We start from the raw sequence: 19512 nt of genomic DNA on the forward strand, positions 1-19512 counted from the left end.
CGTTAACCAAAGTTCGGCACTATGTTCGCTTTTTGGATATTGGTGAAAGCCAACACGTCGTCCTTACCATCTACTGTCAGGGTGATCATGTCGCCTTGCACAGCTTTGATTACGCCTTTGAACTTGCGGCGGTTGTTTGTTGCCATCCGAAGCGTTACCGCCGCCTCTTGGCCAACGTATTTTTCGAAATGGGCAACCTTGAACAGGGGACGATCCAGGCCGGGGGAGGATACCTCGAGGTAATACTCCTCGGTGATGGGATCTTCGACGTCCATGATGGCGCCAACCTGATGGCTGACCTCAGCACAGTTCTCGACAGTCACACCCTGCTCGCCGTCAATATAGACACGCAAGGTGGAGTGTTTACCCGCGCGGATAAACTCAATACCCCAAAGTTCAAAACCCAAGGCAACGACCGGAGCCTCGAGCAGATCGGTCAAACGTTGTTCCAACGTAGCCAAAGTCACCCTCCGAAAAACAAAAAAAGGGCATAAAGCCCAGATAGATATCGATTCAGAGTAAATTGCACATAACAAAAAGCCCCGATGTCAAATCGGGGCTTGGCGCTTTACCCTGATTGTCGCCTCGCAGCGACCGCCTTCCTGAGCGTAGGAAATGCGTGAAATTTGGTTGCGGGGGCCGGATTTGAACCGACGACCTTCGGGTTATGAGCCCGACGAGCTACCATGCTGCTCCACCCCGCGTCCGAAATCGTGCGAGATTATAGCCACTTCACTCTCTCGATACAAGACTGACTGGCTATAATACACTCGGCTTCCCGAGCTCACTGCTTAATTGGTGCCGTGGGCGGGACTCGAACCCGCACACCCTAGAGCACTACCCCCTCAAGATAGCGTGTCTACCAATTCCACCACCACGGCAAAACTCTTACTCGGGAACGTCAGTATCTTTCTTCACTGGCGCTTTGGTCTGCTCAACCTGTTGGGTTTGTTGCAGATTTTCCCATTCACTACCCTGCTTTACCTTGTTGCTGGACATAGATCCGAGCACCAGGCTGATAACGAAAAACAGAGTAGCCAAAATTGCTGTTGTTCGGGTCAGGAAACTGCCTGAACCACCGGAGCCGAATACTGTGTTCGATGCCCCTGCGCCGAAGGAGGCGCCCATATCAGCCCCTTTACCTTGCTGAATCATCACCAGACCAATCAGAGCCAGTGAAACCAGCAGATAAACGACTAAAAGAATCTCGTACATTTAACTTGCACCCTTTGCCGCTTCAACAATTCCTAAAAACGCATCGCTATCGAGGCTTGCTCCGCCAATCAGTCCGCCATCAATGTCGGGCTGTGCAAACAAATCTCTCGCGTTGCTCGGCGTTACGCTCCCACCATAGATGATTCTAACTTTCTCACCTATTACCGGAGTATCCTCCGCCAAGCGACCACGTATAAAGGAATGAACCTCTTGTGCCTGCTCGGGTGTGGCGCATTTACCTGTACCTACAGCCCAAATCGGCTCGTAGGCGATGATAGCATTATCGAAAGCCATCGCGCCATTTTTCTCTATGACGATATCCAGCTCTTCAGCGATCACCTCGAAGGCTCTTCTCGCCTGCCTAGCCGCACCTGATTCACCTAAACAGAGGATGGGAATCAAGCCTGCCGCTCTGGCTGCCGCAAACTTCTCTGCGACGATAAAACTGGTCTCACCAAAGAGACGCCTGCGCTCGGAGTGCCCTACCAATACGTAACGACACCCTGCCTCAACCAGCATCTGACACGAGATTTCTCCGGTGTAAGCGCCAGTAGCGTGCTGACTCACATTCTGAGCCCCCAACTTTATTACCTTCTGCTCATTGAGCAGTGAAGCGCTAAAATCGAGATGCACATGGGAAGGACAGAGAACCACATCTACTTTTTCGCCAACACCACTCAGGCACTGACTCGTAAACTGCTCTAACTGCGACCTACTACCGTGCAGCTTCCAGTTGGCTGCTACAAACGGCTTGCGATGTCCCATCGGCAACTCCCTTGCGAAAGCGGGGCTGATAATATCCAGTGGATGCTCAGCTGACAAGTGCTATTTTTAAATTTTTGAATCGTTTGAACAAGATACAACCAGGACGGCTAAAAAGCCGCCCTGGTTGTTCATTAAAACGCCGACTCAACCTGCTTGGCGATGCGCTGAGCCATGTCACGCACCTGCTGTTCATGCTCCCCTTCGACCATGACCCGGATCAGCGGTTCGGTACCTGATTTACGCAACAGTACGCGACCACGACCAGCCAGCTCCTGTTCCACCTTGGCAACCTCAGCCATGACAGCATCAGCGGCCAGCGGATCCTTGCCTTCGGCAAAACGAACATTCACCAGCACCTGCGGGAACTTGCTCATGCCGGAGCGCAGCTTGGCCAGCGGCATCTCGGCACTGCGCATAGCGGTAAGCACCTGCAAGGCGGCTACGATGCCATCACCCGTAGTGGTTTGATCCAGACAGATGATGTGGCCGGAGTTCTCGCCACCGATGCGCCAGCCCTTCTCTTCCATCATCTCCAGCACATAGCGGTCACCCACCTTGGCACGGGCAAACGGAATACCCAGGGTTTGCAGCGCCAGCTCCAGACCCATGTTGGCCATCAGGGTGCCGACGACACCGCCTTTGAGGCGACCATTGCGCAGGGCATCGCGCGCGATGATATAGAGCACTTCATCACCGTCGATGAGATAGCCGGTATGGTCGACCATGATCAGACGGTCACCATCACCATCAAAGGCAACCCCCAGATCGGCCTTGCACTCCAGTACCTTGGCAACCAGAGCGTCAGGCGCAGTCGAACCGACACCATCGTTGATATTGAGACCATCCGGGGCACAGCCCATGGTGATCACTTCAGCGCCCAGCTCGCGGAAAACCGACGGCGCAATGTGGTAAGTGGCGCCGTGGCCACAGTCGACCACCATTTTCACCCCATCCAGATTCATGTGGGAGGGGAAGGTGCTCTTGCAAAATTCGATATAGCGACCGGCAGCATCATCAATGCGCACCGCTTTGCCAAGTTCGGCCGACTCGACACACTTGAGCTCGTGATCCAGCTCGGCTTCGATAGCCAGCTCGACATCATCGGGCAGCTTGGTGCCGTCGGCGGAGAAGAACTTGATGCCGTTGTCGTAGAAGGGATTGTGGGAAGCGCTGATGACGATACCAGCTTCGGCACGGAAAGTGCGAGTCAGGTAGGCAACCGCCGGCGTGGGCATGGGCCCCATCAGAATGGCTTTAAGGCCTGCCGCAGAGAGCCCCGCTTCCAGCGCGGATTCCAGCATGTAACCGGAAATGCGGGTATCTTTGCCAATCAGCACCTTTTTGGTGCCCTTCTTGGAGAGCACCTTGCCGGCAGCCCAACCCAATTTCATTACAAAATCAGGAGTGATCGGGTATTCGCCAACCTTGCCGCGCACACCATCGGTACCGAAATACTTTCTTGCCATTGTCTGTTCTCTTTATTATCTGGAAATAAAATCTTGTCCCGTCATTGCCAGCCAACCGACGCGCAATGCGTCCATGGTCTCCCGTACATCGTGTACCCTGATGATGCGGGCCCCATGCTGCATGCCGATAAGGGCGCATGCCAGACTGCCCGCCAGACGCTCATCCACCGGACGGCCCAGCAGGTTGCCTATCATAGACTTTCGCGACATCCCCACCAATAGCGGCAAGCCATAATCAAGCAGTTCCTTTTGAGCCGCTAACAGCTGATAGTTGTGTGCAAGGGTCTTGCCAAAGCCATATCCCGGATCCAGCAACAGCTCTTCACGACGGATCCCGACCGCCAGACAAGCCGCAATGCGTTCATCAAAAAAGGCGCGTACCTCTCCGACCAGGTCGTCATAGTGTGGCTGGACTTGCATGGTTCTCGGCTGCCCTTGCATATGCATCAGACAGACCGGAACCCGCGCTTCGGCCGCGGCTTGCAGTGATCCAGGTTCTTGCAGTGCCCGCACATCGTTGATCAGATGGGCACCCACCTTGCAACCCTCCCGCATCACAGCCGCTTTGGAGGTATCGAGGGAGATCATCACATCCAGCTCACGAACCATCTGCTCCACAACAGGAATGACCCTGTCCAGCTCCTCCTGCTCGTTCACATCGGGCGCACCAGGGCGGGTTGACTCGCCACCGATGTCGATGAGGGTCGCACCGTCAGAGACCATCTGGCGCGCATGGGCCATTGCCCGTTCAAACTGGTTGAAATTACCGCCATCGGAGAAGGAGTCGGGCGTCACATTGAGGATCCCCATCACATGGGGACGATCGAGGGAGAGGCTGAGCCCCTTGCTGGTTAACTGCATTTTCACATCCATCTGATAAAGAAAAACCCCGGGCAAGCCCGGGGTTTGGAGAGTCACGATTATTTGGCCGGAGCGTCGTTGGCTTTGTCGATAGTGACATCCGCCACCGGTGCAGCCTCATCGGCAGGCTTGGCCTCGGCAGCCACGGTGGAACCGCCTTGCGGGGTATCACCGTGCTCGTCATGCCAGTTGCTCGGAGCACGAACCTCGCGACGCGCCATCAGATCATCGATCTGTTTGGCGTCGATGGTTTCATACTTCATCAACGCATCTTTCATGCTGTGCAGTACATCCATGTTATCCAGCAGGATCTGCTTGGCGCGGTCGTAGTTGCGATCAATGACCTGCTTCACCTCGGCATCGATGATGCGCGCAGTGTCGTCGGACATGTGCTTGGCCTTGGCCATGCTGCGGCCGAGGAACACTTCACCATCTTCTTCCGCATAAAGCATCGGGCCGAGACGCTCGGACATACCCCACTGGGTCACCATCTTGCGTGCGATATCGGTCGCCCGCTCGATGTCGTTGGACGCGCCGGTCGAGACCTTCTCGGCACCGTAGATCAACTCTTCCGCCAGACGACCGCCATACAGGCTGGAGATCATCGACTCCAGATGCTGCTTGGAGTGGCTCCAGCGATCCTGCTCAGGCAGGTACATGGTCACACCCAGCGCACGGCCACGCGGAATAATGGAGACCTTGTAAACGGGATCATGATCCGGAACCACGCGACCAATAATGGCGTGACCGGCTTCATGATACGCAGTCATCTCTTTTTCAGACTCTTTCATCACCATGGAGCGACGTTCCGCCCCCATCATGATCTTGTCCTTGGCCTTTTCGAACTCAGCCATGGAGACCACTCGGCGGCTTTCGCGAGCAGAGAAGAGGGCAGCTTCGTTGACCAGGTTGGCCAAATCCGCACCGGAGAAACCGGGTGTACCACGGGCAATCAGCGCCGGATTGACGTCATCCGCCAACGGAACTTTGCGCATGTGCACTTTCAGGATCTGCTCGCGACCACGGACATCCGGCAGACCGACCACAACCTGACGGTCGAAACGGCCCGGACGCAGTAGTGCCGGATCCAGTACGTCAGGACGGTTGGTGGCAGCGATGACGATGATGCCTTCATTGCCTTCAAAGCCATCCATCTCGACCAGCATCTGGTTAAGGGTCTGCTCACGCTCATCGTGACCACCGCCCAGACCGGCGCCACGCTGGCGACCGACCGCATCAATTTCATCGATGAAGATGATGCAGGGGGAGGATTTCTTGGCCTGCTCGAACATGTCACGTACCCGGGAGGCACCGACACCCACGAACATCTCCACGAAATCAGAACCCGAGATGGTGAAGAAGGGCACCTTGGCCTCACCCGCAATGGCCTTGGCCAGCAGGGTTTTACCGGTACCGGGAGGACCTACCAGCAGTACGCCAGTCGGGATCTTGCCACCCAGTTTCTGGAATTTGCTCGGGTCGCGCAGATAGTCGACCAGCTCCTTCACCTCTTCCTTGGCTTCATCGCAACCAGCTACATCGGCAAAGGTAGTCTTGATCTGATCTTCACTCATCAGGCGAGCCTTGCTCTTGCCAAACGACATGGCGCCTTTGCCACCGCCGCCCTGCATCTGACGCATGAAGAAGACCCAGACACCGATCAGCAGCAACATCGGGAACCAGGAGATGAAGATAGAGGTCAGCAAAGACGGCTCTTCCGGCTTCTCGCCCATCACCTTGACGTTGTGATTGAGCATATCGTTGAGCAGCTGGGGATCCGGCGCCGGGATGATGGTGGTGAATCGTTCACCAGTACGCTTGACGCCATTAATGACCTTACCGTCCATCCGCACTTCACGGATCTGATCTTGGGTCACCTCTTTAACGAAGCTGGAATAGTCCAGCTGGCGACTGGTGGTATCGCTGGGGCTGAAGCTATTGAACACCGACATCAATACGACGGCGATGACCAGCCACAGGATTAAGTTTTTCGCCATGTCACTCAAATCAGTAACCTCGCAGACTGACAGTTAACGATGAAGGTTAGGGTACTACAGTTTAAAACCGGTAGCCACAATGTAGACTTCCCGTGATCTGGCGCGGGATGAGTCTGGTTTACGAATTTTAACGGCGGAGAAAAGTTTCCGAATTTCATTCAGATAGGCATCAAAGCCCTCCCCCTGAAACACCTTCACCACAAAACTGCCGTCACTGCGCAATACCTGATGACACATGTCCAGAGCCAACTCGACCAGATACATGGCACGAGCCTGATCCACCTGCTGGGTGCCGCTCATGTTGGGGGCCATGTCGGACATCACGACATCGACCTTGTCGGGTCCGACTCGCTCCAGCAAGGCACCGAGTACAGTTTCCTCCCGAAAGTCCCCCTGCAGGAAATCGACACCGGCAATGGGATCCATAGGCAGAATATCGCAGGCGATGACCCGACCCGATTCGCCAACCTGCTCGACCGCGAATTGGGACCAGCCGCCGGGGGCAGCCCCCAAATCCACTACCGTCATGCCATTTTTCAACAGGCGGTCTTTGCCCTGGATCTCGTCGATCTTGAAAACAGCACGGGAACGCAGCCCCAATTTCTGGGCTTTTTTGACGTATTGATCGTCGAAATGTTCTTTTAACCAGCGGGTGGAGCTGGCGGAACGTTTTTTCTGGGTCATGATAATCGGCTTTAAAAAACCACAAGGGTTATTAGTATTAAGGGCTAAGTGGGGGTAGAATACGCCCCTTTCAACCCTGACTTATGAAGAAATTGCGATGATTCTCAACAATAAACAGAAACAGTACCTCAAGGGCCTTGCCCACAGCCTCAAGCCTGTCGTCCTGCTGGGTCAGCACGGTCTGACCGAAGGTGTACTGGCGGAGATCGATCTGGCGCTGAACCATCACGAGCTGATCAAGGTTAAGGTTGCCTCTGAAGATCGCGAGATGAAACAACTGGTTATGGATGCCATCGTCCGTGAAACAGGCTCTGTAAAAGTACAGAGCATGGGTCATGTGCTGACCATCTATCGTCAGGCCAACGAACCCAAAATCCAGCTGCCTCGCAAGTAAAAGGAAAGAGCATTGCTCTTTCCTTATTTCACTTCTTCCCGAGTCGCTTGCCACAGTAGTCGCCAAGCCCTTAACCTGCGATGAATAGTTTCGGACACGTGCCATGGCTCACCATCCTATTCTGACCGACGATGAACTGACCATGTTGCGGGAGCTGGGATGCACGGAGGCGACCCACCTTCTGAGCGGACATCTCGACAACCCCATGCTTGGCTTGCTGCAAAAAGCCGAACAGCTGGTATTGGAAGCCCGCTATGCAGGCCATCAGTTGCGATTCCCCCTCACCTTTATCCAGAGAGAAGATGGCTTTGTCGAGCCTCGGCTCGCTGCGCCACTGATCCGGGAGCTGGGGTTTGCCCAGCCAAGAGCTTGGAGACTTGCCCAGAAAGCGACACTGCAAACAGCTCATGGAGTACTCCAAGTGCTGAGCCTTTCGCTCAATGGCCTCATCGTGGAAGATCTGCCCACAGATATGATGGCGAATACTACCTTGCAGGGAACTCTGCAGATCGCCACAGAGGCGCCATTTCCCTTGCAGGCCAGGCTGGTGAGACGGGTCAAATCTAATGCAGACCGTGCAACCTGGGCACTCAGTTTCCAGATGAGCGAGGCAAACATAGAGCGACTTCGTCACTGGCTGTTTCAGCGCCATCAGGACACCTTCAACGACGCTTACCAACCAGCCTGAAGCGCAACAAACAGGGGAGCAAGTGCTCCCCCGTCTCATCCCGCATTAACTACATCAGATGTAGGCAACGTCCAGGATTTCGTACTCCACATCACCTGCGGGCGTCTTGACGAGCGCCACATCGTCCACTTCCTTGCCAATCAGAGCGCGGGCAATCGGAGAGTTGACAGAGATAAGGTTCTGCTTGATGTCAGCCTCATCGTCACCCACGATGCGGTAGATAACCTCTTCCTCTGTTTCGCTCTTGAGCAGGGTCACGGTGGCACCAAAGATGATGCGACCATTGTTGGTCATCTTGGTGACATCGATCACCTGGGCATTGGAGAGCTTGGCTTCAATTTCCTGAATGCGGCCTTCACAGAACCCCTGCTGCTCACGGGCGGCATGGTATTCGGCATTCTCTTTCAGATCACCGTGCTCACGGGCTTCAGCAATCGCTTCGATAATCTGGGGACGAAGCTCGGTCTTGAGATATTCGAGCTCTTCGCGCAGCTTCTCAGCGCCGCGAACAGTCATCGGAGTATGATTCATAGTCGAAACCTGGGTTGCTTGAAAATAGAAGCTGCGGCTATCTGTCAGGACGCCGCAGCACTCGGTTCGGATGGCGCATCTTAATATGAAGCCAACACAAAATCCATGTCGGCCCCCTGATGCAGATCCCACTTGCGTCATCGACATTCCCTTCACTTACTTCCCTTCCGGTACGGAAATGGGGGCCGAAACAGTCGGTTTGCCCTGCATGATGGCGATCTCCACCCGCCGGTTCATCCGACGATTTTCCGGGGTGGTATTGGGCACCAATGGTTGGGAGTCCGCCATCCCCTGCACCACCAGTCGCCCCTGATCAAAACCGGGGACCTTCAGCATCTGGTGCGCCACCGCCACCGCCCGTTGCGACGACAACTCCCAGTTGGACTGGAACAGCTCATCTTCGGTCGCCACGTTGTCGGTGTGACCGGAGATGGTGATTTCACCCGGTACATCCTTGAGCAGGGTCGCGACCTTGCGAATAACCGGCCAGAACTGGGGTTGCAGAAACGCCGAGCCAGCCGGGAAGGAGGCTTTTTCCCTGATCCGGATAATAATCTGCTGTCCCAACGCCTCGATTTCGATGGCACCATCCTGGATCTGATCTTTCATCTGCTCGGCCAGCGCCTTTGCCAAGGTATTGGACTGCTGCTGCGCCTTCTGAGCATCCTGAGCTGTGTCCCCCCCCGTCTGCTTGCCATCACTCTTGTCCTGACCACCTGCCTGCTCGGCCTCACCGGGCAAAAAATCCAGCTCGGTCTGGGTCATGTCCATGGTCTGCTGCATCACGGTATCAATCGGGGTTGGCTCTGGGCGGCCAGGACGGAACTCCTGGGCAATGACAGAAGTTCCCTTCGGAATATCTTTCACCTCAAGGATATTCTGGACCCCGAATGCCTTCTCCATGGACCCCGCAATCTGCTTGAACTTCTGCACATCCATCTCGGCAAAGGAGAGCAACAACACGAAAAAGCACATCAGCAGAGACATGAGGTCGGCGAAGGTCCCCATATAACCGGGCAGGCCGGGAGGCGGGCATTTGCAATCAGACATAGGGCTCCCTACTCACTGCCGTTGTTGCGTTTGGACTGGTTCAGATAGTTCTGCAGCATGGACTGGATCACCCGCGGGTTTTGGCCATCCTGGATCCCCATGATGGCATCGAGGATCAGCGAACGGCTAAGGCGCTCTTCGCCGCTTCGCAGTTCCAGCTTGTCGGCTATCGGGATGGCCAGCATGTTGGCTTCGATCGCACCATACAGAGTGGTCAAGAGGGCTACAGCCATGGCAGGACCGATAGATTTGGGATCACTCATATTGGCCAACATGGCCACCAGACCCACCAGCGTACCGATCATCCCCATCGCCGGGCCAAGATCCCCAAGGGTACGGAACACCTTGATCGCAATGACGTGACGTTCGGCAGTCAACTCGATATCCTTTTCCATCACTGCGCGCACTACATCGGCATCATGGCCATCCACCAGCATATCGATCCCTTTTTTCATGAAGGGATTGGGAATCTCGGCCGCTTCAAGCGCCAGAAATCCGCCTTTACGGGCGGCATCGGCAAGCTCAACGGCTTTAACTATGAGGTCTTCCAGCTTGTCGCCCTTGTACATAAAAGCTTTACCAGCGACCTTAAACGCCATCAGAAACTGGCCTAGGTTGAACTTCATCATGGCGATGAAGATGGAGCCCAATACGGTGATGTAGACCGATGGCATGTCGACGTACATGCTCATGGGGCCCCCCAGCAGCATGCCGTACACCACCACCCCGAAACCCAGCACTATCCCTATCAGACTGCCTAGATCCACGTCCCTACTCCTGTCACCGGTTCTTATGCCCAATTATAGTTTGTTGAATTTTCTGCTATTGCGACCCAAGCGGCAAGCATGCATCCACTGAGAATCATGGTTCATTATCGGCCAGTTTATCGAGAGTTTGAGGAGGCAGCGTTTTTCAGCCTCCCCCCGGTGGGCGGTCGATGTTAATATAAGCCGTTTTTTCAATTCCCGAGGATGGACATGGCCAGTAAAAAAATCGACCGTCTGAGTTTTGACGCCACTCTCGAAGAGCTGGAAACCATCGTTCATCAGCTGGAGCAAGGTTCCCTACCGCTGGAGGAGGCCCTCAAACAGTTCGAGCAGGGAATCCATCTGGTGCGGGCTGGCCAACAAAAGCTGGAGCAAGCCGAGCAGAAGATCCAGATCCTGCTGAGCAAGGCCGATGGCAGTGACCAGCTTGCCCCCTTCCAGCCAGAACAAGGAGAAGAGTGAGTGGCGCTGGACCATTTTTCCCGTCTGCATCGTCAGCGTATTGACGACTGTCTGTCAGCACAACTTGAATCCTTGCCCGCCATGGCGCCGCGCCTGCGCGATGCCATGAGTTATGGCCTGCTGCTGGGCGGCAAGCGGGTTCGCCCGTTTCTGGTCTACGCGGTCGGCGAGATGCTGGGCGTCAAGAGCGAACTGCTGGATGGCCCTGCGGCTGCCGTGGAGTGCATCCACGCCTACTCCCTGCTGCACGACGATCTGCCCGCCATGGATAACGACGACTTGCGTCGTGGTCAGCCAACCGTTCACAAGGCGTTTGACGAAGGAACCGCCATTCTGGCCGGTGATGCGCTGCAGACCCTGGCGTTCTCCATTCTGGCCGATCACCCCATGCCTGACTCCTTGATGGCCAACCGGGTGCGGATGCTGAGTACCCTCGCCCGCGCCTCCGGCTATCTCGGTATGTGCGGCGGTCAGGCGCTGGATCTGCAGGCCGAAGGGCGCCAGATCTCGCTCGCCGAGCTGGAGCAGGTACACCGCCACAAAACCGGTGCGCTGATTGAGTGCGCCGTGGCGCTCGGCGCCCTGTGCAAAGCCGATGTCGATGACGCCACGCTGGCGGCCCTGCAAACCTACGCAGCAGCCATCGGGCTGGCCTTCCAGGTGCAGGATGACATCCTCGACATCACAGGTGATACCGCCACCTTGGGCAAGCCGCAAGGTTCTGACCTGGCGCTGGAGAAAAGTACCTATCCGGCCCTGCTCGGACTCGAAAATGCCCGTGAGCTGGCTCGCGAACTGCATGGGAAAGCCTTAACAGCCCTGCAATCCTTGCCCTACAATACCGACATTCTGGAAGCGTTTGCCGATTACATCATCGAGCGAACCCACTAAACGCTGGATAACAGTAACAATATGAGCGTTGATATTAGCAATTTCCCCAACCTGGCCCTCGCGGACACTCCGGTCGAGCTGCGTTCCTTGCCCAAAGATCGGCTGCCGGTGCTGTGCAACGAGCTGCGCGAATATCTGCTGCGCTCTGTCAGCCGCTCCAGCGGACACTTTGCCTCCGGTCTCGGCACGGTCGAACTGACCGTGGCCCTGCACTACGTCTACAACACCCCGTTCGATCGGCTGATCTGGGATGTGGGCCATCAGGCCTATCCCCACAAGATCCTGACCGGACGCCGCGACCAGATCCACACCATCCGTCAGAAGGATGGTCTGCACCCCTTCCCCTGGCGTGGCGAGAGCGAGTACGACGTGCTCTCCGTCGGCCACTCCAGCACCTCCATCGGTGCCGCACTCGGTATGGCGGTCGCCGCCGAGAGCGAAGGGCTGGGTCGCAAGGTCGTTGCGGTGATCGGAGATGGCGCCATCACGGCGGGGATGGCCTTTGAAGCGCTCAACCACGCTGGCGATGTCCATAAAGACATGCTGGTGATCCTCAACGACAACGAGATGTCCATCTCCGAGAATGTCGGCGCGCTCAACAACCATCTGGCCCGAGTCATGTCTGGCAAGCTCTACACCACCATCCGCGAAGGCGGCAAGAAGGTGCTGGCCGGTCTGCCGCCGGTCAAGGAGCTGGCCAAGCGGGCCGAAGAGCACCTCAAGGGGATGGTGGTGCCCGGCACCCTGTTCGAGGAGTTCGGCTTCAACTACATCGGCCCCATCGACGGTCACGATATAGAAGCGCTGGTCGAGACCCTGCGCAACATGCGCAATCTCAAGGGTCCGCAGCTGCTGCACGTCAAGACCAAGAAGGGCAAGGGCTACGAGCCAGCCGAAAAAGACCCCATCGGTTATCACGCCGTGCCCAGGTTCAATCCGGACGAGTGTTCCCTGCCGAAAGCGAGCGCCGCCAAACCCACTTTCTCCGCCATCTTCGGCCAGTGGCTGTGTGACATGGCGGCCAAAGACGAAAAGCTGGTCGGCATCACCCCTGCCATGCGAGAAGGCTCCGGGCTGGTGAAATTCAGCCAGCAGTATCCGGATCGCTACTTCGATGTGGCTATTGCCGAACAACATGCGGTCACGTTCGCCGCGGGTCTTGCCATCGCCGACAAGAAGCCGGTGGTGGCCATCTATTCGAGCTTCCTGCAGCGCGCCTACGATCAGGTGATCCATGACGTGGCGCTGCAAGATCTGCCGGTGCTGTTCGCCATCGACCGAGCCGGTCTAGTGGGCGCCGATGGTCCGACCCATCAGGGGGCATTCGACATCAGCTTCCTGCGTACCGTGCCCAACATGGTGGTGATGACGCCATCTGACGAGAACGAGTGCCGCCAGATGCTCTATACCGGCTATCTTCAGCAAGGCCCTGTCGCCGTGCGTTACCCCCGCGGCAGCAGTCTGAGCGATTCCCCCATCTCGTCAGAGATGCAGGCACTGGAGCTCGGCAAGGGACGTATCCTGCGAGAGGGCAAGGGTACCGCTATTCTGGCCTTTGGCACCCTGCTGCACCACGCGAAAACGGCCGCCGAAGCGCTGGATGCCACCCTGGTGGACATGCGCTTTGTCAAACCGATGGATGAGGCGCTGGTGCTGTCGCTGGCGGCCAGCCACGATCACTTCGTCACCATCGAAGACAACGCTATCATGGGCGGCGCCGGTTCGGCGGTGAACGAGCTGCTGATGCGCAATAAACAGTGCAAGCCGGTACTCAACCTCGGCTTGCCGGATCGCTTCGTGGAACAGGGTACCCAGCAGGAGATCTATGCCCTGCTTGGTCTGGACGATGCAGGCATCCAGCGCAGTATCGAAAGCTGGCTGCAAGCCTGATAACGCTTAAAGCTATCAAGCAAAAGAAGGGCGCCTCACTGGCGCCCTTCTTGTTCTTCATAATCTAGAACCTGTTCAAGAACTGTTGCGAGAAGTCCGTCAACAAGGTAAAGAGCAGCGCAGGAACCGGAGTATATGTGAATACATGAGGATTCCGAGCAGCACATGAGCCTTGATCACGGCCTCGCAGTAAGTTCTTGCGCAGGTTATCAACCTTTGTAGATCTTGGGGTTAAACACATCCCGCAGCCAGTCGCCCAGCAGGTTGATGACCAGCACCAGCACCACCAGACAGATTCCCGGGAAGGCGGTGATCCACCAGGAACCGGAGAAGATGTAGTTGAAGCCGACGCTGATAAGCGAACCGAGCGAGGGCTGATCAACCGGCATTCCCAGACCGAGGAAGGAGAGTGCCGCCTCGCTCATGATGGCGTTGGCCACCTGCACGGTGGAGATCACCAGAATGGGCGACAAACAGTTGGGCAGAATGTGGCGGAACATGATGCGCGGGGCGCGGAACCCCATCACCTTGGCTGCTTCCACATACTCCTTCTTCTTCTCCGCCAGCACAGAGGCGCGCACGGTACGGGCATACTGCGGCCACTCGGCGATACCGATGATCACCACCAGCATCATGATGGCGAACTTCGAGTAGAACTCGGAGCCAAAGGTTGCCTGAAAGATGGCGGAGATGATGATCGCCACCATCATGGTGGAGAACGACAACTGCACATCGGCAAAGCGCATCAGCAGGTTGTCGATGCGGCCACCGAAGTAACCAGCAATCAGACCGATGACGATACCGAGCACCAGCTGCAGCGCCACCGCAAACAGACCGATAGTGAGGGAGATACGGGCGCCATAGAGGATGGTGCTCCAGATATCCCGCCCCTGGTTGTCGGTACCGAGCCAGAAGCGCTCCTCGCCACCTTCGAGCCAGGAGGGGGGCAACTCGGCATCCATCAGATCAAAACTGGTCTGGTCATAGACGTTGTGCGGAGCGAGCCAGGGCGCCAGCAGCGCCGCCAGCACGAACACCACAAACACCGCAAAGCTGAACATGGCTACCTTGTCCCGCAGGAAGTAGTAGACGATGTCAGAGTTCTTGAATCGTGCCCAACGGCTTGGGCTTGCAGTTACAGCATTAGTCATGCGCTTACCCCTTGGCAGTCAGGTTAACGGTCGGGTTGATCAACCCGTAGAGCAGGTCGACCAGGGTATTGGTCACCACGAAGATCAGTCCCACGAAGATGACGTAGGCGGTGATCAGCGGGGTATCGACCCTGTGGATCGCTTCAAGAAACAGGAAGCCGGTACCCGGCCACTGGAACACACTCTCGGTCAGAATGGTGTAGGCCACCATAGTGCCGATCTGCACCCCGCCGACGGTAATGACCGGCAGCATGGTGTTTTTGAGGGCGTGCTGATAGTAGACCTTATTGTTATCCAGCCCTTTGGCGCGGGCGAATTTGACGTACTCGGAGGAGAGCTGCTCCAGCATCTCGGAGCGCACCAGCCGGATAAACAGCGGCAGCATGATGGAAGAGAGCGACACCGCCGGCAGGATCAGGTGCAGGATGCCGTCCCAGGTGAAGAAGCCCGACTCCCAGCCCAGCAGGTTACGGGTCTCGCCGCGGCCATAGGCAGGCAGCCAGCCCAGCTGGATGGAGAAGAGATACATCAGCATGATGGCGGTCAAAAATACCGGGATCGAGATACCGATACTGCTCCCCGCCATGATGATCTTGGTGGGTATGCTGCGCGGGCGGATCGCCGAATAGACACCGAGTGGAATGGAGACCACCACAATGATGAGCGCGGCAGCAAACACCAGCTCAAGGGTAGCCACCAGCTTGTCGAGGATCACCTCGAGAGCGGGTCGCTTGAAGAAATAGGAGGTGCCCAAATCCCCATGCACCGCATTTTTCAAAAAGCGGCTGTATTTGATGAGGAAGGGATCGTTAAGGCCCATCTTCTCGCGCAACTCGTGACGCTGGGCTTCGGAGACGGATTGTCCCACCAGCTCGCGCAACGGGTCACCCAGATTATCCTGGATGGAGAAGGCGACCAGGCTGATGACGAACATCACTATCACGGCCTGATAGAACCGTTTCAGCAGGAATGTAAACATGCTTGTCCTTCTACGTGGCCTGTGTCGTGGCACAGGCTTCTGTTAGTGGGCGGAGTGACCAGCTGACCACCCCGCCCCGTCCTTCCTTGCGACGTTCTCTTACTTGCTGACCACCAGGTCACCCAGGTAAGGGAAGTTCATCACGTTGACCACCGGCTTGATGTCGACGTTCTTCTTGGCGCCATAGGCCAGATCTTCCCAGTGCAACGGCACGTAGGCAGCATCTTCGATCAGCATGGCTTCGACCTTCTTCAGCATCTCGGCACGCTTGGCCGGATCGGTCTCGGCGTTGGCATCCATCACCAGCTTGTCAGCTTCGGCGTTGGCATAACCGGCGCAGTTGTACTGACCCATACCGGTCTTGGCGTCCTTGGTGAAGGTCAGGAACTCGAAGAAGTTCGCGGTATCTTCGGTGTCGGAGTGCCAGCCGATCAGCTGCATGTCCGCGGCGCACTTGTCAAACTCGGGCCAGTACTGGGCCACCGGCATGGTCTTCAGATCCACCTTGATGTTGATCTTGGCCAGCATGGCAGAGACAGCCTGGGCAATCTTGACGTCGTTGACGTAGCGGGCAGCCGGGGAGATGAAGGTCATCTTGAAGCCTTTCTCGTAACCGGCCTCTTTCATCAGCTCCTTGGCCTTGGCCAGATCATACTGGGGCACCAGTGCCTCGTTGTGACCGGCATAGCCTTTCGGGCTCAGCTGGCCAGCAGGGGTACCGAAGCCCTTGTTGATCTTCTCGACAATGCCCACCTGGTTGATGGCGTAGTTGATCGCCTGACGCACGCGCTTGTCTTTCAGTGCCGGGTTGGTGTTCTGGTTCAGCTCGATGATGATGGCGCGGGTACCGGACAGGGTGACCAGCTGGGAGTCCTTGCCATTCTTCACGCGCTCCAGATCGTTGGGCGCAACCGGATAGATCATGTCCACGTCGCCACCCAGCAGGGCTGCAACACGGGTCGCATCTTCCTTGATGGGCACCACGGTCAGGTTCTCAACGTTACCCTTGGAGGCTTTGTCCCAGTAGTTGGCGTTGCGGGCATAATCGAGCTTCACACCCTGCTCGCGGAACTTGACGGTGAACGGGCCAGTACCGGAGACATTGGTCGATGCAAAGGAGTCGCCATTCTTGACGATCTCGGCCTTGTCTTTGCCCGCTTCGGTCTTGCCGGTGTAGAACTTGGAGTCCATCGGGAAGATGTAGGTGACGGTCTGCAGCACCAGCGGGAAGGGCTTGGCGGTGATCAAATCGACGGTGTAGTCATCTACCTTCTTCACTTCGCTGATGGGATCGAAGATCGCCTTGAAGTCGACGGAGGATTTCAGGCGGTTAACGGTCCACACCACATCATCGGCGGTAAAATCGTTACCGGAGTGGAACTTGACCCCTTTGCGCAGGTGGAAGCGGACGGTCTTGTCATCGACACGCTCGAACTTCTCGGCCAGACGGGGCTCGAACTGCAGGTCCTGGGTGTAACGCATCAGGGGATCGAATACCAGGTGCGACATCTCCAGGGTCTGACCGGAGAGCTGCTCCTGCGGATCCAGCGAAGTGGCGTCAGAAGCGACACCCACCTTGATATCAGCGGCTGAGACACTGAAGGCGAAACCGGCGGCAAACAGCGCCAGGGCAATCTTGGACAATCCTTTCTTCATCTTGTTCTCCATGCTTTTGGCTTTCTTATGACACTTTTTTGACAAGCAGACCGGCGCACCGGCGCTCTCCTAGCTTGCGATTTCCAGCCCCTCGCGGGACATTCCCTTGAACTCCGGCATGAGGGAGATCAGCTTGCGGCTGTACTCATGCTCGGCATTGGTAAAGAGTTTCTCGGTCTCGGCCACCTCCACCAGATGACCGTGCTGCATCACCCCGATGCGGTCGCACATCTGGCGGATCACCGGCAGATCGTGGCTGATAAACAGCATGGTGAGCTTGAGCTCCTGCTGCAGATCCTTGAGCAGGTTGAGGATCTGGGCCTGCACCGACACATCCAGCGCCGAGGTCGGCTCGTCACAGATAAGGAAGCGCGGGCGAGTGGCCAGTGCGCGGGCAATGGAGATACGCTGGCGCTGACCGCCGGAGAACTCGTGGGGATACTTGAGGCCAGCACCACGGCCAAGACCCACATGATCCAGCAGATCGCCGACAATCCCCTCGATCTGGCTCTCGCTGCTCGCCAGCTGATGGAAGCGGATCGGCTCGGCAATGATGTCGCGCACCTTCATGCGCGGGTTCATCGACGAATAGGGGTTCTGGAACACCATCTGCATCTGGCGACGCAGCGGGCGACGCTCACGCTCGCTCTTGAGGGCAGTCAGATCGATCCCCTCGAAGAAGATCTTGCCGGTATCAGGCGGATAGAGGCCTGTGATGGCGCGGGCAATAGTCGATTTGCCGGAGCCCGACTCCCCCACCAGACCGAAGGTTTCACCCTCGAAGATCTCGAAGCTGATGTTGTTGCAGGCGCGCACATACTGGCGGCGGCTCGGGAAGATGGAGTCCTTGGTGACGAACTTCAGATCGACGTTCTCCACCCGCAGCAGCGCCCCTTCATAGGCACGCTCGTCCTGACTCTGGCCGAGCCAGTGAGTCTTGAGGTCGATATTGGTATCCGGCGCACTGGCATCCTCGATATAGGAGACCAGCGGGAAGCGCACCAGCTTCACATCGGAACGGGGGACCGCCGAGATGAGGCTGCGGGTATAGGGGTGATTGGGGCTGCCCAACACCTGTTCGGTCAGGCCGAACTCCACCAGATCGCCGCGATACATCACCGCCACCTTGTCGGTAACGTTGGAGACCACCCCCATGTCGTGGGTCACCAGCATGCAGCCCACCTGACGCTCTTTGCAGAGTGCGCGGATAAGCTGGAGGATCTGATCCTGAATGGAAACGTCCAGCGCCGTAGTCGGCTCATCGGCGATGATCAGCTCCGGATCGCAGGAGAGCGCAATGGCGATAACCACCCGCTGACGCATGCCACCGGAGAACTGGTGCGGATACTGCTTGATGCGCAGCTCCGGCTGCGGAATACCCACCGCCCCCATCAGCTCCAGCGCCTTGGCAAAAGCGGCCTCGCGAGAGAGATCGGTATTGGCCAGAATGGTCTCCACCAACTGATGCTCAACGGTGAACAGCGGGTTGAGGGAGGTCATGGGGTCCTGGAAGATGAACCCGATACGGGAGCCACGGATGGCCCGCATCTCGTTCTGGCTCTTGCCGGAGATGAGCTCGCCATTGAGATAGATATCGCCACGGGCGATGCGACCCGGCGGGCTCAGGAGGTCGATAACGGCGTTGCCGATTGTGGACTTGCCGGCGCCGGATTCACCGACCACCCCGACAATCTCACCCTTTTCGATAGAGAAAGAGAGATCCTTTACCGCGGCCAGCACCCCGTAGCGGGAGGGGTACTCGATCCGCAAGTTCTTTACTTCGAGCAAGGACATGTTTACCTCTGCGGGGGACATCCGTCCCAAATAATTCGTCCGTAAATCAGCCGCAGATGCCGGTTGTTACCTTGGGCAATATTTGCTCAATCCATGAGGCAGCGAAACCAGCGATCCGGGCGGGTTTTTTGCATTTTTTTGGAATAACCCGCGAGTAACTTAGACGGTTTGACCACGGGTGTAAATGATTGAGTTATACAATTCCGCAATGTTTTGTGCAGATAACCACCAATTCGGCAGAGATAAATGATGATTTTCATCACACAAATGG

19 protein-coding genes and 2 tRNA genes are annotated in these 19512 nt (G+C 56.7%); 5 read left to right on the top strand and 16 right to left on the bottom strand.

What is annotated here, in order from left to right; all coding sequences use genetic code 11:
- Window positions 1-2: 2 nt before the first annotated feature.
- The 9 genes from rimP to rlmE form a co-directional block, all read right to left on the bottom strand.
- On the bottom strand, window positions 3-461 hold the full coding sequence (rimP, locus tag G5195_RS15370; RefSeq protein ID WP_005338809.1) for a ribosome maturation factor RimP: 459 nt from the start codon (window positions 459-461) through the stop codon (window positions 3-5).
- A gap of 166 nt (window positions 462-627) precedes the next feature.
- Window positions 628-704 (bottom strand) — tRNA-Met (locus tag G5195_RS15375).
- Between the two features lie 92 nt (window positions 705-796).
- Window positions 797-881 (bottom strand) — tRNA-Leu (locus G5195_RS15380).
- A 7-nt stretch (window positions 882-888) separates the two neighbouring features.
- Window positions 889-1215, bottom strand: a complete 327-nt coding sequence (secG, locus tag G5195_RS15385; protein ID WP_005338811.1) for a preprotein translocase subunit SecG — start codon at window positions 1213-1215, stop codon at window positions 889-891.
- A complete protein-coding gene (gene tpiA, locus G5195_RS15390) occupies window positions 1216-1980 on the bottom strand; it encodes a triose-phosphate isomerase (protein ID WP_421222371.1) in 765 nt (254 codons plus the stop codon). It abuts the gene before it with no gap.
- Window positions 1981-2111: 131 nt separating this feature from the next.
- A complete protein-coding gene (gene glmM, locus G5195_RS15395) occupies window positions 2112-3446 on the bottom strand; it encodes a phosphoglucosamine mutase (protein ID WP_005338823.1) in 1335 nt (444 codons plus the stop codon).
- 15 nt (window positions 3447-3461) lie between these two features.
- Window positions 3462-4307: a dihydropteroate synthase gene (gene folP / locus G5195_RS15400; protein ID WP_216951948.1), complete on the bottom strand. Its 846-nt coding sequence runs from the start codon at window positions 4305-4307 to the stop codon at window positions 3462-3464.
- Window positions 4308-4366: 59 nt separating this feature from the next.
- The gene (gene ftsH, locus G5195_RS15405) at window positions 4367-6313 is read right to left on the bottom strand and encodes an ATP-dependent zinc metalloprotease FtsH (protein WP_216951949.1); all 1947 of its coding nucleotides are present in this window, start codon (window positions 6311-6313) and stop codon (window positions 4367-4369) included.
- A gap of 45 nt (window positions 6314-6358) precedes the next feature.
- Window positions 6359-6988 carry a 23S rRNA (uridine(2552)-2'-O)-methyltransferase RlmE gene (gene rlmE, locus G5195_RS15410; RefSeq protein WP_216951950.1) on the bottom strand — a complete coding sequence of 210 codons (630 nt, stop codon included), beginning with the start codon at window positions 6986-6988 and terminating at the stop codon, window positions 6359-6361.
- A gap of 97 nt (window positions 6989-7085) precedes the next feature.
- On the opposite strand from rlmE, the gene yhbY reads away from it, so the two are divergent.
- Together yhbY and G5195_RS15420 are read left to right on the top strand one after the other, a co-directional pair.
- Window positions 7086-7382, top strand: a complete 297-nt coding sequence (gene yhbY / locus G5195_RS15415; protein ID WP_033114153.1) for a ribosome assembly RNA-binding protein YhbY — start codon at window positions 7086-7088, stop codon at window positions 7380-7382.
- 103 nt (window positions 7383-7485) lie between these two features.
- Window positions 7486-8070, top strand: a complete 585-nt coding sequence (locus G5195_RS15420) for a PilZ domain-containing protein (RefSeq protein WP_421222374.1) — start codon at window positions 7486-7488, stop codon at window positions 8068-8070.
- A gap of 54 nt (window positions 8071-8124) precedes the next feature.
- Here G5195_RS15420 and greA read toward each other — a convergent pair whose 3' ends face one another.
- From greA to pomA, 3 genes are all read right to left on the bottom strand, one after another.
- Window positions 8125-8601 carry a transcription elongation factor GreA gene (gene greA, locus G5195_RS15425; RefSeq protein WP_216951952.1) on the bottom strand — a complete coding sequence of 159 codons (477 nt, stop codon included), beginning with the start codon at window positions 8599-8601 and terminating at the stop codon, window positions 8125-8127.
- Between the two features lie 156 nt (window positions 8602-8757).
- On the bottom strand, window positions 8758-9651 hold the full coding sequence (locus tag G5195_RS15430) for a flagellar motor protein MotB (RefSeq protein WP_421222376.1): 894 nt from the start codon (window positions 9649-9651) through the stop codon (window positions 8758-8760).
- Between the two features lie 8 nt (window positions 9652-9659).
- On the bottom strand, window positions 9660-10418 hold the full coding sequence (gene pomA, locus G5195_RS15435; RefSeq protein WP_216951954.1) for a flagellar motor protein PomA: 759 nt from the start codon (window positions 10416-10418) through the stop codon (window positions 9660-9662).
- A 210-nt stretch (window positions 10419-10628) separates the two neighbouring features.
- On the opposite strand from pomA, the gene xseB reads away from it, so the two are divergent.
- From xseB to dxs, 3 genes are read left to right on the top strand one after another with little or no spacing between them, the layout of a single operon-like run.
- Window positions 10629-10880: an exodeoxyribonuclease VII small subunit gene (xseB, locus tag G5195_RS15440; RefSeq protein WP_124241340.1), complete on the top strand. Its 252-nt coding sequence runs from the start codon at window positions 10629-10631 to the stop codon at window positions 10878-10880.
- The gene (gene ispA, locus G5195_RS15445; RefSeq protein ID WP_005349523.1) at window positions 10881-11771 is read left to right on the top strand and encodes a (2E,6E)-farnesyl diphosphate synthase; all 891 of its coding nucleotides are present in this window, start codon (window positions 10881-10883) and stop codon (window positions 11769-11771) included.
- Window positions 11772-11792: 21 nt separating this feature from the next.
- A complete protein-coding gene (gene dxs / locus G5195_RS15450) occupies window positions 11793-13661 on the top strand; it encodes a 1-deoxy-D-xylulose-5-phosphate synthase (RefSeq protein ID WP_421222379.1) in 1869 nt (622 codons plus the stop codon).
- Between the two features lie 209 nt (window positions 13662-13870).
- On the opposite strand, the gene G5195_RS15455 is transcribed toward dxs, so the two are convergent.
- From G5195_RS15455 to G5195_RS15470, 4 genes are all read right to left on the bottom strand, one after another.
- On the bottom strand, window positions 13871-14812 hold the full coding sequence (locus G5195_RS15455) for an ABC transporter permease (protein WP_019445927.1): 942 nt from the start codon (window positions 14810-14812) through the stop codon (window positions 13871-13873).
- A 4-nt stretch (window positions 14813-14816) separates the two neighbouring features.
- A complete protein-coding gene (locus G5195_RS15460) occupies window positions 14817-15791 on the bottom strand; it encodes an ABC transporter permease (protein WP_005349514.1) in 975 nt (324 codons plus the stop codon).
- A 99-nt stretch (window positions 15792-15890) separates the two neighbouring features.
- Complete coding sequence (locus G5195_RS15465; protein ID WP_139472032.1) at window positions 15891-17447, bottom strand: ABC transporter substrate-binding protein; 1557 nt, start codon at window positions 17445-17447, stop codon at window positions 15891-15893.
- Between the two features lie 69 nt (window positions 17448-17516).
- A complete protein-coding gene (locus G5195_RS15470) occupies window positions 17517-19241 on the bottom strand; it encodes a dipeptide ABC transporter ATP-binding protein (RefSeq protein WP_100654430.1) in 1725 nt (574 codons plus the stop codon).
- Between the last annotated feature and the right edge of the window lie 271 nt (window positions 19242-19512).

Source organism: Aeromonas sp. 601039 (assembly GCF_049174415.1).
In the GTDB taxonomy this organism is placed as follows: domain Bacteria; phylum Pseudomonadota; class Gammaproteobacteria; order Enterobacterales; family Aeromonadaceae; genus Aeromonas; species Aeromonas veronii_A.

What these genes read in the sequence shown, in the direction of transcription:
- G5195_RS15455 (WP_019445927.1), bottom strand. Translation starts at nt 14,812, where the DNA reads ATGACTAATGCTGTAACTGCAAGCCCAAGCCGTTGGGCACGATTCAAG.
- glmM (WP_005338823.1), bottom strand. Translation starts at nt 3,446, where the DNA reads ATGGCAAGAAAGTATTTCGGTACCGATGGTGTGCGCGGCAAGGTTGGC.
- secG (WP_005338811.1), bottom strand. Translation starts at nt 1,215, where the DNA reads ATGTACGAGATTCTTTTAGTCGTTTATCTGCTGGTTTCACTGGCTCTG.
- dxs (WP_421222379.1), top strand. Translation starts at nt 11,793, where the DNA reads ATGAGCGTTGATATTAGCAATTTCCCCAACCTGGCCCTCGCGGACACT.
- rlmE (WP_216951950.1), bottom strand. Translation starts at nt 6,988, where the DNA reads ATGACCCAGAAAAAACGTTCCGCCAGCTCCACCCGCTGGTTAAAAGAA.
- xseB (WP_124241340.1), top strand. Translation starts at nt 10,629, where the DNA reads ATGGCCAGTAAAAAAATCGACCGTCTGAGTTTTGACGCCACTCTCGAA.
- folP (WP_216951948.1), bottom strand. Translation starts at nt 4,307, where the DNA reads ATGCAGTTAACCAGCAAGGGGCTCAGCCTCTCCCTCGATCGTCCCCAT.
- G5195_RS15420 (WP_421222374.1), top strand. Translation starts at nt 7,486, where the DNA reads ATGGCTCACCATCCTATTCTGACCGACGATGAACTGACCATGTTGCGG.
- G5195_RS15430 (WP_421222376.1), bottom strand. Translation starts at nt 9,651, where the DNA reads ATGTCTGATTGCAAATGCCCGCCTCCCGGCCTGCCCGGTTATATGGGG.
- greA (WP_216951952.1), bottom strand. Translation starts at nt 8,601, where the DNA reads ATGAATCATACTCCGATGACTGTTCGCGGCGCTGAGAAGCTGCGCGAA.
- yhbY (WP_033114153.1), top strand. Translation starts at nt 7,086, where the DNA reads ATGATTCTCAACAATAAACAGAAACAGTACCTCAAGGGCCTTGCCCAC.
- G5195_RS15460 (WP_005349514.1), bottom strand. Translation starts at nt 15,791, where the DNA reads ATGTTTACATTCCTGCTGAAACGGTTCTATCAGGCCGTGATAGTGATG.
- G5195_RS15465 (WP_139472032.1), bottom strand. Translation starts at nt 17,447, where the DNA reads ATGAAGAAAGGATTGTCCAAGATTGCCCTGGCGCTGTTTGCCGCCGGT.
- G5195_RS15470 (WP_100654430.1), bottom strand. Translation starts at nt 19,241, where the DNA reads ATGTCCTTGCTCGAAGTAAAGAACTTGCGGATCGAGTACCCCTCCCGC.
- tpiA (WP_421222371.1), bottom strand. Translation starts at nt 1,980, where the DNA reads ATGGGACATCGCAAGCCGTTTGTAGCAGCCAACTGGAAGCTGCACGGT.